Origin of the sequence: Paenibacillus sp. ALJ109b, from assembly GCF_010747435.1 — a bacterium.
Taxonomy (GTDB): Bacteria; Bacillota; Bacilli; order Paenibacillales; family Paenibacillaceae; genus Paenibacillus; species Paenibacillus taichungensis.
In genome coordinates, this window is record NZ_JAAIFP010000023.1 from 190,725 (window position 1) to 204,455 (window position 13,731).

9 protein-coding genes are annotated in these 13,731 nt (G+C 46.3%); 4 read left to right on the forward strand and 5 right to left on the reverse strand.

Annotation, left to right across the window (positions count from 1 at the left end):
- Positions 1 to 95: 95 nt before the first annotated feature.
- Positions 96 to 845, reverse strand: coding sequence for a tRNA (guanosine(46)-N7)-methyltransferase TrmB (gene trmB, locus G3352_RS21335; protein ID WP_113051602.1), 750 nt, complete (start codon positions 843 to 845; stop codon positions 96 to 98).
- A 152-nt stretch (positions 846 to 997) separates the two neighbouring features.
- Positions 998 to 1,198 (reverse strand): hypothetical protein, encoded by a 201-nt coding sequence (locus G3352_RS21340; RefSeq protein WP_062320234.1) that lies wholly within the window; start codon positions 1,196 to 1,198, stop codon positions 998 to 1,000.
- A gap of 271 nt (positions 1,199 to 1,469) precedes the next feature.
- Here G3352_RS21340 and mnmL point away from each other — a divergent pair, with 271 nt between their 5' ends.
- The 4 genes from mnmL to G3352_RS21360 all read left to right on the forward strand — a co-directional run bounded on the left by mnmL (position 1,470) and on the right by G3352_RS21360 (position 5,236).
- Complete coding sequence (gene mnmL, locus G3352_RS21345; protein ID WP_163759542.1) at positions 1,470 to 2,423, forward strand: tRNA modification radical SAM protein MnmL/YtqA; 954 nt, start codon at positions 1,470 to 1,472, stop codon at positions 2,421 to 2,423.
- Position 2,424: 1 nt separating this feature from the next.
- Positions 2,425 to 3,009 carry a tRNA 5-(aminomethyl)-2-thiouridylate-methyltransferase MnmM gene (gene mnmM / locus G3352_RS21350; protein ID WP_163759545.1) on the forward strand — a complete coding sequence of 195 codons (585 nt, stop codon included), beginning with the start codon at positions 2,425 to 2,427 and terminating at the stop codon, positions 3,007 to 3,009.
- Positions 3,010 to 3,196: 187 nt separating this feature from the next.
- A complete protein-coding gene (locus tag G3352_RS21355) occupies positions 3,197 to 4,174 on the forward strand; it encodes a type I phosphomannose isomerase catalytic subunit (protein ID WP_163759548.1) in 978 nt (325 codons plus the stop codon).
- Between the two features lie 84 nt (positions 4,175 to 4,258).
- Complete coding sequence (locus G3352_RS21360; RefSeq protein WP_163759551.1) at positions 4,259 to 5,236, forward strand: alpha/beta fold hydrolase; 978 nt, start codon at positions 4,259 to 4,261, stop codon at positions 5,234 to 5,236.
- Positions 5,237 to 5,358: 122 nt separating this feature from the next.
- On the opposite strand, the gene odhB is transcribed toward G3352_RS21360, so the two are convergent.
- The 3 genes from odhB to G3352_RS21375 form a co-directional block, all read right to left on the reverse strand.
- Entirely contained in the window at positions 5,359 to 6,633 is a 1,275-nt protein-coding gene (gene odhB / locus G3352_RS21365) for a 2-oxoglutarate dehydrogenase complex dihydrolipoyllysine-residue succinyltransferase (protein WP_163759554.1), read from the reverse strand.
- Between the two features lie 5 nt (positions 6,634 to 6,638).
- Positions 6,639 to 9,512, reverse strand: coding sequence for a 2-oxoglutarate dehydrogenase E1 component (locus tag G3352_RS21370; RefSeq protein ID WP_113051596.1), 2,874 nt, complete (start codon positions 9,510 to 9,512; stop codon positions 6,639 to 6,641).
- 674 nt (positions 9,513 to 10,186) lie between these two features.
- A complete protein-coding gene (locus tag G3352_RS21375) occupies positions 10,187 to 13,288 on the reverse strand; it encodes a DUF5704 domain-containing protein (protein WP_345940788.1) in 3,102 nt (1,033 codons plus the stop codon).
- Between the last annotated feature and the right edge of the window lie 443 nt (positions 13,289 to 13,731).

Consider the following 13,731-nt stretch of genomic DNA (forward strand, 5'->3'; position numbering starts at 1 on the left):
CAAGTGACGTCATGAGGTTTAGTTCATCGAAAATAGCAAAAAAAGCGTGATATGAGAGTCTGGTATCCAGATGCATATCACGCTTTTTTATAATATTACTCTTGATCTTCGCCAGACTCGTCCGCAGCTTCCCGAACTTTATACTTGTCCAAGCGGATCTGTTGATACTCGCGCAAGGCTTCTTCACCCACGATGACTTCAACCCGGTGAATGTTCATGCCTTTACCCATGAATTTCTGCTCATATTCTGTCATGACATGCTCTTCATTCAATCCATCACGGTGCAGGTTCAGGGACAAATTGGTCATTTGCAGGCCAAAGTCGGCAATCGCATTGAGAGAGAAATCAAACAATGTCTCCGAATCTGTTTTGAAATGAATCTGTCCTTTGGTGTTAAGCAGTTCCGTATATTTCTTCAGGAAACGTGGATGTGTCAAACGACGACGTGCATGCTTGGCTTTTGGCCAAGGATCGCTGAAGTTCAGATAAATCCGTTCCAGTTCTTCCGGTTCAAATACATCTTCAATCTGTTCGATATTAGCAAGCGCCAGCTTCAGGTTGGGTGGTGTCTCCACTTCCGCCTGACTCCATGCTTTCCGAGCCTTCTCGCTGGCACGACGTACCAATTCATCATACATATCAATACCGATAAAATTAAATTCCGGATATTTATAACTCATTTGGCTGATAAATTGACCTTTACCCATGCCAAATTCCACAAAGATCGGATGGTCATTGCCAAACAGTTCAGACCATTTTCCTTTGTACTGTTTGGGATCAAGAACAACGAGGTCAACTTGTTGCTCCAAATTTTCACGAATCCCTTTTCTGCCACGTAAACGCATCTTATTCCTCCGTTTATCCATACTTGTCTCAGAATCATTTTGCCGAAGAACTGGCTAATTGTAAAGAGCAATGAAAAAGGAATCTTCGGATCTGCCACTTTGGGGCAAATCTCAAAGATTCCCTCTTCGATTTATTTGGAATTGGGGTCCAACTACTTTAATAGTTCATAGTCTACCTTATCTTGGTGTGAAAAATCAAATGTCTTTTCGAAAGCATCGCGAACTTTTTGTCTTGCAGCCGCTTTCACTTTCGGATTGCCATTGAAACGAACACCTGTCAAAGCCAGAGCTTCTTCTGCCGTCAGTTCTACAGAAACATGATGAAGATCATTATTTTTAACTTGGGAATTCATTCATATCACCTCACGGTATAGTATGGTCCATGACGTCAACATTGATTCAAATGCTATGATGAATAGTACCCATTAGATGGTGTCTGACGCTGGTTTAAATATAACATAATGTGTAAACTATAGCAAGGATAAAACCTCGTTTCTACGGCCTATTTTTGCGACTAGATTCCCCTTTTTTTGAGTTTTTTGATACAATGGTAAAAGTTCAAAAAGAGTCGTATTCGGTAATATAACAAGCAAGCCATTAGGAAGCCAAAGGAGTACCCTGAAGATGAATGCACCTTCAATACAACCTCCTCTTCTATGGGGAGATAAACGATTCCATACCTGGAATTACGAAATGAGAGACGAATTTAACAATAAGGTTTTCAAAGTGATGCTGGATGCGGGTTTCACATGCCCGAACCGAGATGGATCTATTGCCAAAGGGGGCTGTACATTTTGCAGCGCTCGTGGATCGGGTGATTTCGCCGGTAGCAGACGGGATGATTTGGTCACCCAATTTAATACCATTCGGGATAAACAGCATCTGAAATGGCCTACAGCTCACTACATTGGCTATTTCCAAGCCTATACGAACACATACGCACCCGTTGAAGAACTGCGTGAATATTTTGAAGAAATTTTGAAGCAGCCCGGTGTTGTGGGTCTGTCCATCGCCACTCGGCCTGACTGTTTACCGGATGACGTCGTTGATTATTTGGCTGAATTGAATGAACGCACCTACCTCTGGGTTGAGATGGGTCTGCAAACCATTCACGATTCCACGTCAACCTTAATTAACCGTGCGCATGATACTCATTGTTATGAGGAAGCCGTTGCGAAGCTGCGCAAACGGAATATTCGGGTGTGTACACATATTATTTACGGACTGCCGCAGGAAACCCATGAAATGATGCTGGATACCGGACGGGCTGTTGCCAACATGGATGTGCAGGGAATCAAAATTCATCTACTTCATCTGATGCGCAAAACGCCAATGGTGAAGCAGTATGAAGCCGGTCTCCTCCGTTTCCTGGAACAAGACGAGTACATCAAACTGATCGTCGATACGCTGGAGATGCTGCCACCCGAAATGATTGTACACCGTCTTACAGGGGATGCACCGCGTGATTTGCTGATTGGGCCGATGTGGTCCATGAACAAATGGGAAGTATTGAATTCCATTGATCGTGAACTGCGTGAGCGGGATTCTTGGCAAGGTAAATACTGGAGGGGTGCTTAAGATGGGTTTTCTTTCGGTTTTAAGTTGTGCCCATCAATGGATTTCTTCCCGTCTACAGCCTGGAGATTTAGCTATTGATGCAACGGTTGGAACAGGGGCGGATACTCTGTTTCTGGCACAAAAAGTTGGTAAACGCGGGCAAGTCATTGGTTTCGATATTCAAAGCGAGGCACTTACCTTGGCACAAGCCCGTATTCGCAAACAAGAGGACAGCACTAAATTGGGGTCCATCTCCATGCTTCAATTAAGCCATGATCGAATGGCTGAGGCCGTTCCTGAAGCATGGCAGGGTAATGTGGGTGCTGTAATGTTCAACTTGGGATACCTGCCTTCGGAAGATGCGGACTCCACTATAATTACGGAAACCGGCAGTACCATTGCTGCTCTCCAGGCTGCACTGACATTGCTCAAGCCGCGCGGCATTATTACCGTTGTGCTGTATCCAGGTCATGATGGAGGATCACAGGAAGCGGATGCGGTATTGGAGTGGTCCTCTGCTCTGCCTGTAGAGCAGGCACAAGTGGTGATCTATCGCCAATTGCAGCGTGAGATCTCCCCTTTTCTGATTGGCATCGAGAAAAAATAATTTCCTTTGTTCCACAAATGCAATAAACTAGACACAATCGCAACAAAGCACTCTTTGGGTTCAATTTATGCGATTTGTGTTCTACATAAAGACGTGCAACCGTATTCACTTTTACATTCATGCCAACTACGTGGTCATGATTGATTAAAGCGATCCACCATTTCATATACTAGAGGAGAGATTAGAAATGCCTACGCCATACCCACTGCAATTTCAACCAGAGTTTAAAGAACGTGTATGGGGAGGTCGCGCGCTGGAGCAATTCGGCCTGACGCCACCTGAAGGACATATAGGAGAAGGCTGGATGATTGCGGATCATCCCAATGGTACAACTAAGGTATTAAATGGACCACTTGCTGGAAAAGGCCTGGACGAAGTTCGTGAACAGCTAGGCACAGCATGGCTTGGAACCAAAGGAGTTTCGGAAAAGGGCGGACGATTCCCGCTTTTGATTAAACTGCTTGATTGTAACGATGATCTGTCCGTACAAGTTCATCCAACAGATGATTACGAAGCGCTCCCTCCTGGCGAGCTTGGCAAAACGGAAATGTGGTATGTGCTGGATGCCAAACCAGGAGCACATATCATTTACGGCTTGAATGAAGGCGTTGATCGTGAAGTACTGAAGGAAGCGCTTGAAAATGGTACGGTCATGGATACCCTTCGCCAAGTACCTGTAGAGGCTGGAGATACGTTCTTTATTCCTGCGGGAACGGTACACGCTTTATGTGCAGGTGTCGTTGTGGCTGAGATTCAGCAAAACTCGGATACAACATACCGGATTTACGATTATAATCGTCCGGGCCTGGATGGCAAACCACGTGAGCTGCATGTTGAGGATTCATTAAATGTAACGGCTTATGAGGGCGCTGGCGCCACGACGATGAAAACCAACAATGCAACTCCAGGTGAGTGGCTGAAGCTTGCGGAATGCCCTTATTTTGTAGTGGAAAAAGGGATTGTTACAGGACGATGGGAGCTCTCTACAAGGGCTGAAAGCTTCACTATTCTTGTGGTCTGTGAAGGTAGCGGAACGCTGGAGTGGGATAACGCGGAATCGGATAAAATTGAACTAAAAGCTGGACAATGTTACTTACTGCCTGCCAACCTGGGCTCCTATACGCTGGATGGTAACACTACTGTTCTTCGTTCTTATTTGCCTTAATTGAATAATCAACTATCTATTCAAGGGTGAATTCCCTGATTTGAACTGGCTTTAATGTGACCTGTGAAGGAGGATTTACACGAGATGCAGGAATCTACCTTTAGCCTGGTTGGCAATGAAGGTACCCGTATTCATGTGTACCGCTGGCTTCCCGATCCGGAGTGCAACATCAAAGGTGTGGTCCAGATTGCACATGGTATGAGCGAGACCGCTGCCCGATATGCTGAATTTGCTCAACATCTCACCACGCACGGGTATGCGGTCTACGCGAATGACCATCGTGGTCATGGTAAAACGGTAGAAAACTCGAATTTATTGGGCAATGCCGGCGTCGATGCTTTCCGCTGGATGGCGAGTGACATGATAAATCTGGGCGAAGTTGCCGCCAAAGAAAACCCTGATGTGCCCCTCTTTCTCATGGGGCATAGCATGGGGTCGTTTTTGGTACAGCATCTAATGTATGCTGGCCACGAGCGTTACCATGCATTTATTTTGTCCGGCACCAATGGCAAGCGCGGTCTTCTTCGGATTGGAGAGAAACTGGCTTTCTTGCAGTGTGGCATTCAGGGAACCGGTCATCCAAGTATGCTGCTCAATGCGCTCGTATTTGGCGGATTCAACCGTTCTTTCCGTCCGGCAACAACGCCGTTTGATTGGCTGTCTCGGGACACCGAAGAGGTCAAGCGGTTTATTGATGACCCTTTGTGTGGAGCCGTCTGCTCCGCAGGTTTTTTCCGTGATTTTTTCAAACTGCTGTTGGACATTCACTTGCCACGCAACATGAAACGTATTCCCAAGGATAAATCTGTATATCTGTTCTCAGGTGAACAAGATCCGGTGGGGCTTCATGGCAAAGGGGTGCTTAACCTGGTCTCCCAATATCGGGCGCTTCAGCTTGAGGATATCGAATACCGCCTCTATCCAGGGGGACGCCATGAAATGCTGCATGAGACAAATCGGACTGAGGTTGCAGGACATGTCGTGGATTGGCTGGAGAGGCATACGCCCGACTACAGTGCCCATCATTCCACAGCACATGCAGAAACAGCCGATTCCATATAATGCGGCATATATTACTTATACAATGAAGAAAACCCCTGAACGGGTGCACAGCATACACTGTGCTTGTTCAGGGGTTTTCTTTTTTATTTATAAGATGGCAATTTAATATTAATCGTTATGGATTACCCTTCGATCAGTAAAGACTCTGGATCTTCAAGCAATTCTTTCACCGTCACGAGGAAACGAACGGCTTCACTACCATCAATGATACGGTGATCGTACGACAGAGCGATATACATCATCGGACGGTTCTCCATCCGCTCTGCATCAATCGCTACTGGACGAAGCTGGATTTTGTGCATACCCAGAATACCTACTTGAGGTGTATTCAAAATTGGTGTGGACAACAGGGAGCCAAACGTTCCGCCATTGGTAATGGTGAAGGTTCCTCCTTGCAGATCAGACAAAGCCAGCGTGTTGGAACGAGCTTTGGATGCCAGGTCAGCAATGCTTTTCTCGATCTCAGCGAAGCCAAGACGATCTGCATCACGTACAACCGGTACGACAAGACCTTCTTTGGCAGATACCGCAATACCGATATCATAGTACTTTTTGAGAACTACATCTTCGCCATCAATTTCTGCGTTAATGGTTGGGAACTTTTTCAGTGCACCTACAACTGCTTTGGTGAAGAAGGACATGAATCCGAGATTGATTTCATGTTTCTCTTTGAACTTGTCCTTACGACGTTTACGAACATCCATGATTGCCGTCATATCCACTTCGTTAAACGTAGTCAACATCGCTGCAGTCTGCTGTGCTTCTACCAGGCGTTTCGCAATGGTAGCACGACGACGGGACATACGTTGACGCTCTACTGGTTTGGTATACGTGGAGCCACCTGCTGCCGGAGCACTAGGTGCTGCAGCGGGAGCTTTAGCAGGAGGCGCTGAAGGAGCGGCAGCCTGAGTGTTGTGAGTTTTCACATCATCCTGATAAACACGGCCAATCGGATCCTTGCTCTGTACCTGATCCAGCTCAATACCACGCTCACGTGCAAGTTTGCGAGCAGACGGTGAAGCTGTCTTCGAGCTGCTATCCGAAGATTCCGGTGCTGCAGCAACTGGCGCTGGCGGCGGAGTTGGAGCTTCCGGCGCAGGAGCTGATTGATTCTGCTCCGTTGCTGCTGGTTGGGAAGCGGACGCGCCGCTTCCTCCTCCAGTTCCAGCTGAAAGTGTTCCAATCGTTTCACCAATTTCTACAGTCTCGCCTTCCTGGCGAACAATTTTCTCAAGAACACCGCTCTCTTCAGCACTGATCTCAATATTTACTTTATCCGTTTCCAGTTCCAGAAGAACATCACCCTGATTAACGGTTTCGCCTTCTTTGACCAGCCATCTGGATACAGTTCCTTCCGTTATCGACTCACCCATTGCAGGTACTTTAATTTCACTCACAGCTGTTACCTCCCCAGTGGAATATTATTCTTCGTCGTTTGCTTCAATGCGGATGTAATGATCTGTTGCTGTTCCATGCCATGCACAAGTTGATAACCGCTGGAAGGACTGGCATGTTCCGGACGACCTTCGTATTTAACGGTTGTTCCTTCTGGCGCAATTTCACGAAGACGAGGCTCCATGTATGTCCAGGCACCCATGTTTTTGTTTTCTTCCTGTACCCACACCAGCTCTTTCAGCTTGCTGAAACGTGCAAGTACACGCTTGATTTCTTCCGCCGGGAACGGATACAGCTGTTCGACACGAATAATGTGAAGCCAAGACCAATCTGCTTTATCCTTCTCAAAAGCATCTTCCAGATCGATGGCGATTTTACCACTGCATAAAATGATACGCTCTACGCGATCCGGTTTCGTGCCCAATCCTGCTTGCTCCAGCACAGGCTCAAACTTGCCTTCGCTGAACTCTGTTGCAGGTGAAGCGACACGCGGATTACGAATGAGACTTTTCGGTGACATCATAACCAGCGGTCGAGCATCTTCCGTTTCAGTCAACGAAGCCTGACGACGCAGCAAATGGAAATATTGCGATGCACTTGTCAAATTCGCAACGGTCATATTGTCTTCAGCACAAAGCTGCAGGAAACGTTCCAGACGAGCACTTGTATGCTCAGGTCCCTGGCCTTCGTTCGCATGCGGAAGCAGCATGACCAGACTGGATTTTTGTGACCATTTGGCACGGCCGGCAGATACGAACTGGTCAAAAATAACCTGTGCACAGTTGGCAAAGTCTCCAAATTGTGCTTCCCAGATTACAAGCGTATCTGGTGAATAGACGTTATATCCGTATTCGAAACCAACAACGGACTCCTCGGACAACGGACTGTTGTAGATGGCAAAAGATGCTCTTGCCTGTGGCAGATGGTGCAGTGGGCAGAATTTCGCACCATTCTCGGAATCATGCAACACCAAGTTCCGATGGGCAAACGTTGCACGCTCTGCATCCTGTCCACTGATGCGAATTGGTTTACCATCCGCAAGAATGGTAGCAAACGCAAGCGTCTCTGCAAGACTCCAGTCTACTTTCTCGCCTTCGTTCAGAGATGTGCTTCTGCGCTGCAAAATACGCTGCAACTTCGGATACACATTAAAATTCTCTGGCCATTTCAGCAAGTCTGCGTTAATTGCGCGCAGATTTTCCAATGGCACTGCAGTTGGAATAATCGAAACTGCCTCTGGCTCGCTAATTTGACGTTGGTAATATTCATGTACTTCATTGTTTTTCATCTGCTCGTAAGCTTCTTTTAAGCGATTCGTCACAGCCTCACGAATGCTGTTGATGGAAGCATCGTCGATTACCGATTCCTCTTTCAGATGATCCTGGTACAAGTGACTAACCGTTGGATGAGCTTTTACTTTGTCATACACTGTCGGCTGTGTTGTTTCTGGATCATCCGTTTCGTTATGACCATAACGACGGTAACCAATCAGGTCAATCAGGAAGTCCTTTTTGAACAGGTTACGGTATTCTGCTGCCATACGAATAGCTGCGATACATGCATCCGGATTGTCTGCATTGACATGCACAATCGGAATTTCATATCCTTTGGCAAGGTCACTCGCATAGTACGTTGAGCGTGAATCACCGCTGTCTGTTGTGAAACCAAGACGGTTGTTCACGATAATATGAATTGTTCCGCCATTTTGGTAACCAGGCAATGCTTTGAAATTGAGCGTTTCTGCTACAATACCTTCCCCAGGGAAAGCCGCATCACCATGCATCAGAATAGTTGCCGCTTTGGTTACATCCTGCTTCGGATATCCTGGATCACGGCGATCATCCTGTGCTGCACGTGCAAAACCCTGTACAACCGGATTTACATATTCCAAGTGACTCGGGTTATTGGCTAGCGTAAGACGCGCTTGTACTGTTTCACCGTCTTTTACATAACGGTTTGCGCCCAGATGATATTTGACATCCCCCGTCCAACCGTAATTGATTCCTGTTGACCCTTCGGAAGGAACCAAATCTTTGTTCGGAGAATGATGGAATTCAGAGAAAATTTTGCTATATGGCTTGCCCAGTACATGAGCAAGTACGTTCAATCGACCACGGTGAGCCATCCCCATCAGAATATGGCTTGAACCAGCGTGTGCCATAATCCGGACTGCTTCATCCAGCATAGGGACTAACACATCGTTACCTTCAATGGAAAAACGTTTTTGCCCAACAAATGTTTTGTGGAGGAAATCTTCAAATTGCTCCACTTCAACCAAACGTTCCAGTAAAGCTTTACGCTCCTCTGGATTAAGCGGTGCCGGCGAAGTACGAGATTCTGCACGGCGGTTCAGCCACTCCCGCTCATGAACTTCATGCACATGGCTGAATTCATAAGCGATAGGACCCGTATATATTTGCCGCAGGCGCTGGATGGCATCCAATCCTGTTACCGTCTGTCCATCTGCACCTTCCCAGATCAGGGAAGCTGGCAGAGCTTTCAAATCTTCTTCATTCAATTCAAAATGCTTCGGTTCAAGCAAAGAAGTATCTGAATCTTCACTGATTCCAAGAGGATCAATATCGGCCGCAAGGTGACCATAGGTACGAATATTCATTACCAGTTTCCCTGCTGTAACCGCTTTCTGTAATAGTTGAATATCCACGCTTCCGGAAGCCTTTTGGGCGTTGCCAGAATACGAGGCTGTATGTGCATCCCTGCCAGACATCGGCGGTGCACCCCATTGTTCAAATAATTCCCGATAAGCCGGTGTAACTGCACCCGGGTCTTGGGAGTATAATTCATATTGTTCCTGTACGTATCCCATATTCGGGCCATAGTAACTTTCCCAGGGTTTCTTGTTGCCTTCCTCGATCGTCATCGACGTTCCCTCCGTCTTGATTTAGTCATAAGTTTTTGACGGAAATCATTGACTAAGCCGTAATTTGCGTTCGTTCAACATTTTAAGCTAAATTTTTCATGAAGTCCAATAATCGTGCTGTTGGTGGTAGTAACGTTGTTCCGACGCTCCCGTCAAGGTTTGTCTGCGTTTTCAAAATCATAGTAAACTGATGATTGTATATACCGTCGCACAGATGTCGAATACTGTCCTGATCCGTTCGAGGGTTACACCTTCCTCAACTTTTTAAAGTGAAGTCCGTGTTCTAATATCTATTCTATAAACTTTTACGCTCAGGAGCATTTCCTATTTTTAGTTCAATTGATGCATAAATTAGATGAATCGAATAATCGGAACATTTCCGACCCACAAATATGCTCTGATTGTATGGCGTTTTGTTGTTAATCGCTTATCCTACGATGGTTTCTACACATTTTCAGGTTTCGCCCGATTGCAGCCTCCTTATTTAGAATTGTGGTCCATAATGTTCAAAAACAAACCGTCAAGATAAATATTAACCATTTGGCTTGATATTCAACAAAAAAATGGGTGTCTCTTGCAATTCAATGTTTTAACCAAAAGCCGCCTGAATGCGTAAAAGCATCCGGGCGGCTTCTTTTTGGATTGGTTTATTTAGGCTGACAGTCTTTTTGTTTTTAATGTGGCACCTGAGACTGAAAATCGCTCCGGCTGGACTGATCTGCATGGTAAAAGACCACATCGCCATCCTTCAAGGGCCAAGTTCGGCCTTGACTGTCTACTGGGCGATTGTTGAAACCTTCCATCTGCCACTGATTCATCAGTGGAGCATAAATGTATTGCAGGTGTGGAGCTTCTGTATTCCCATCTCGAAGTGTCTCGATATTGAAGTTGACCACGATATATCCGTCCTTTAGAAATACAGAAGCCTTTTCATCCAGTTGATTTTGTCTGGCGAGCGATTCAAGATTGGTTCCCTTTGGCACGGTGTATACATCCGCAGGCAGGCTGTATTCTCCGTACCAACGTTGGATCGCCGCATTCGCTCGGTCTACACTAACACCCGAAGGAATGTCTGTCTTGGGTCCAATCAGTGTACGAATGGAAGCGGGCAGAATCATCCAATCATAGCGGCCTACCCACGTTTTCTGGTGAGAGGTTTGATCTACAAGCGTAACCATATAATCAGCGAGCGAACTCTGATTGCGTTCATCGGCAGTCAGTTCATACGTATACTGATAACGCGCCGTATCCCCCAATTCCGTACCGGGTACATTACGCAATCTCGAGTTCAGGACAACAAACCGTTTCTCCAAATCCTGCACCGATCCTATTCTGATAAGTCGCTCTTGACCGCGGTGGTAGTATAGATCGACTTCTTGTCTGGAAGAGCCGTCTTTGCTCACAAAGTAGAATGTTGGAGTAATTCGAACACCATCTTGTTTGCCAAACATATTGCCTTTTGTTTTCAGATCGAACTTGATATGGTAACCCGTTTTTACTGCAATATTACTGAAACCCTGCACAGGGTGACTGCCTGGGCGAACAGGTAACACGAATGGTGCCAGATTCCCTCGCGGATCACCATCAATACTATTAAGTCCTGTCCAGTAACTCACCCCTGTCGGCTCTGAACTCCCGAGCTGCTTGCGGAACACGTTCTCCCAATTATAATCGGCGATATCCGTAACGTGAAAATCATACAATCGCCCAATAACCTCCACCGGAACCGTGTCTGCCGCAACATGATGGGTCAGATTCGTATTGGCATCCTGCTGTTCGGTTAATATGGAAGGAGCGTTTTCCGCAATATTGCGAAATTCAATTCGGTAATGTCCTTCATCCACCCATACTGGAAGATAGAAAACGGTATCCAGTTGGTTGACCGGAATGTCCACCCAGGTCTTGGCTGGAATAAACTGACTTCTATCCGCGTTATAGACATCAAAGGGGAAACGAACCTGCTTGATGCGAAAATACTTGGCATAGTCCCTATTGCCATAACCCGGGTAACTGGTTACGTCCAGATGCTGCCCTGAGGTCGGGATGCGTACGATAAATGGTCGTTCCAGAATAAGTGCCGAACTGGTCGGATCAGGCACTGTTTTCTGGTTATGCGGCTGATCATCAGACACTGAGGCGTAGTTAACGACAGGCGTGTGCACCGTAACAGAATTGATCCCTTGAATAGAAAACTTCTGATCCTGACCGCCTTTAATGTTGCCAGGAATCAAGCCATATTGGATCTCGCCTGTTGTCGGTTGTTCCGCCTTGTTGACCAGTGTATTTTGAATAGTTAAACGATTTTGGTACAGCACGTTGTCATCGATCATACCAGGCTGAGGGATTGTTTCAGGTCGCGGAGCAGTCTTATCCATCGGAGCAGGATCCATCACAGTGGCACCATTAAACACCACCTTGTCATTATTTACAGAGTTTTCTTTGACCTCAGCCTCTGCTTTGGATTGGAATAATGACGTCTCATCAGGTGTAGGCGGCTCGCTGTCACCGCCTGACTTTGTTTCAGTGCCAAGGTCGATTTCCTTGCAAGGTGCTGGTTTCACATGTGCGGTAACGGCATCATCATTAGCTGATTGTAAGGTCGGCGGTGTATATCCGTTTGGAGTCAGCGTTACTGTACCACCGTAGCCACCAAGTGCATAATTGGATATCGTAGCTTGATTTAGCTGATAGACTTCCAAATTATCAATCTGCCAATAACTATATTGTCGGATGACCTGCATTGGTTTTTCCACAGGAACATCTAGTTCCTTAGGTTGTGAAGGTGTGCCTGGATCATTCGGACCTGTCGAGGCTCTGCCCGGAATCGTCCATGTTTTGTGATACTTCTTTTTTACGTTAACCGTATAAGTCACTGTTCCCGTCATGTTCACCCAACGGTGCTGGAACAAGTATCCTCTAGCCATGACATTTGCATAGAGATCTTCAGAAGTCGGGATGCCACGGGTGACATCAAACTTCTCAGATCCCCGATCATCAGCTTTCAGAACGCCCCGGACGGATGGGTCCATGACAGCCGATTCGATTAACGCTCCTTTATTAGGTGGACTGATGGTCACGGGGCAACCCACAACACCGCCGTTACCTGGATCAGTTCCCCCATCTCCTCCGTTGCCTGTGCAATCCTTTACATCTAAAACCTGCGTTCCTTGCTCATCCAACTGCTGGGCAGTATCCAAAAATCGCGCAGTGATGGTGGTGCTGCCGACGATACCTTTGATCGTCATTTTCCCATCTGCACCTATGGTCGCTACTGCTGGATTGGAGCTTTGCCAGGTCAATTTGGGATGAGCGGTAAGCTCATGAACAGAAAGGTCTGACTTGGTCAAGATAGCTTTAGCTTGCAGCGGTGTAGCTGTGTCTGCTTTACAGGCATTTGGCAGGTTCACAACGAGTCCTGGTTCGGACGTTACCGTAATATCAGCAGTATCCGAGATGAGATATGTACCGTTGTTCCAGATTGCACGTACAAAAGCAGTACCCGGCTTTTCAGCCTTCACCATTCCGGTTTTGGGTTCAATACTCACAATACTCGGATCAGATGACCACCAGGTGGTCTCAGCATCGCGCCGACTTACGTCGATGCCGTTACTCCACTGTGTAGAACCGTAGTTTTTCGTCTTAACTTTGGCTACCATCTGTTTAGTTTCTCCAACCGTTAGAGTGGAATCTGGGGTTACGTCAATCTCCTTTTCTTCTTCGAGATCCCCTTCCCAGATGATGTCCATAGGTGTATGGTAGGCTACTACTTGCTTCACACAATTTTGATTAGTTTTACCACCATTTTCGAACTCTGTTCGATCACTTACTGAATGATTCCCTCCTGTTTTTGTGTTGATTTTTACAATGGTACTATCTCTTCGTATTACCGTTTCACCAATTCCTGTATAAGAAGTTTGCTGTAATCTGGTTTGATAAGTAACACTTTTTATTCTTATAGACTTAAGAACTGATGGAGTTATAGGATATCCATTATATTCATTCCATTGAGTAGCAGGCCAATTGGAAAAGTCAACTTCATCGGGTATATCTTTTTCGTCAGGATAAGGAGACGAACAAGACAAAGGATTCATGTTTCTAGAGAAAGTAGGCCCAGTAGTATGATCAGCTTTAAAACTTCCATCATCAAGCTGATACCAATAAACACCTGGATTAGCAACTCTTGGTGCAGATTTTACAGTCAGGACAGATGGACTCTTCA

Excerpts from the sequence above, each read along its gene's own strand:
- trmB (WP_113051602.1), bottom strand. The coding sequence starts at position 845 with ATGCGTTTACGTGGCAGAAAAGGGATTCGTGAAAATTTGGAGCAACAA.
- G3352_RS21340 (WP_062320234.1), bottom strand. The coding sequence starts at position 1,198 with ATGAATTCCCAAGTTAAAAATAATGATCTTCATCATGTTTCTGTAGAA.
- mnmL (WP_163759542.1), top strand. The coding sequence starts at position 1,470 with ATGAATGCACCTTCAATACAACCTCCTCTTCTATGGGGAGATAAACGA.
- mnmM (WP_163759545.1), top strand. The coding sequence starts at position 2,425 with ATGGGTTTTCTTTCGGTTTTAAGTTGTGCCCATCAATGGATTTCTTCC.
- G3352_RS21355 (WP_163759548.1), top strand. The coding sequence starts at position 3,197 with ATGCCTACGCCATACCCACTGCAATTTCAACCAGAGTTTAAAGAACGT.
- G3352_RS21360 (WP_163759551.1), top strand. The coding sequence starts at position 4,259 with ATGCAGGAATCTACCTTTAGCCTGGTTGGCAATGAAGGTACCCGTATT.
- G3352_RS21370 (WP_113051596.1), bottom strand. The coding sequence starts at position 9,512 with ATGACGATCGAGGAAGGCAACAAGAAACCCTGGGAAAGTTACTATGGC.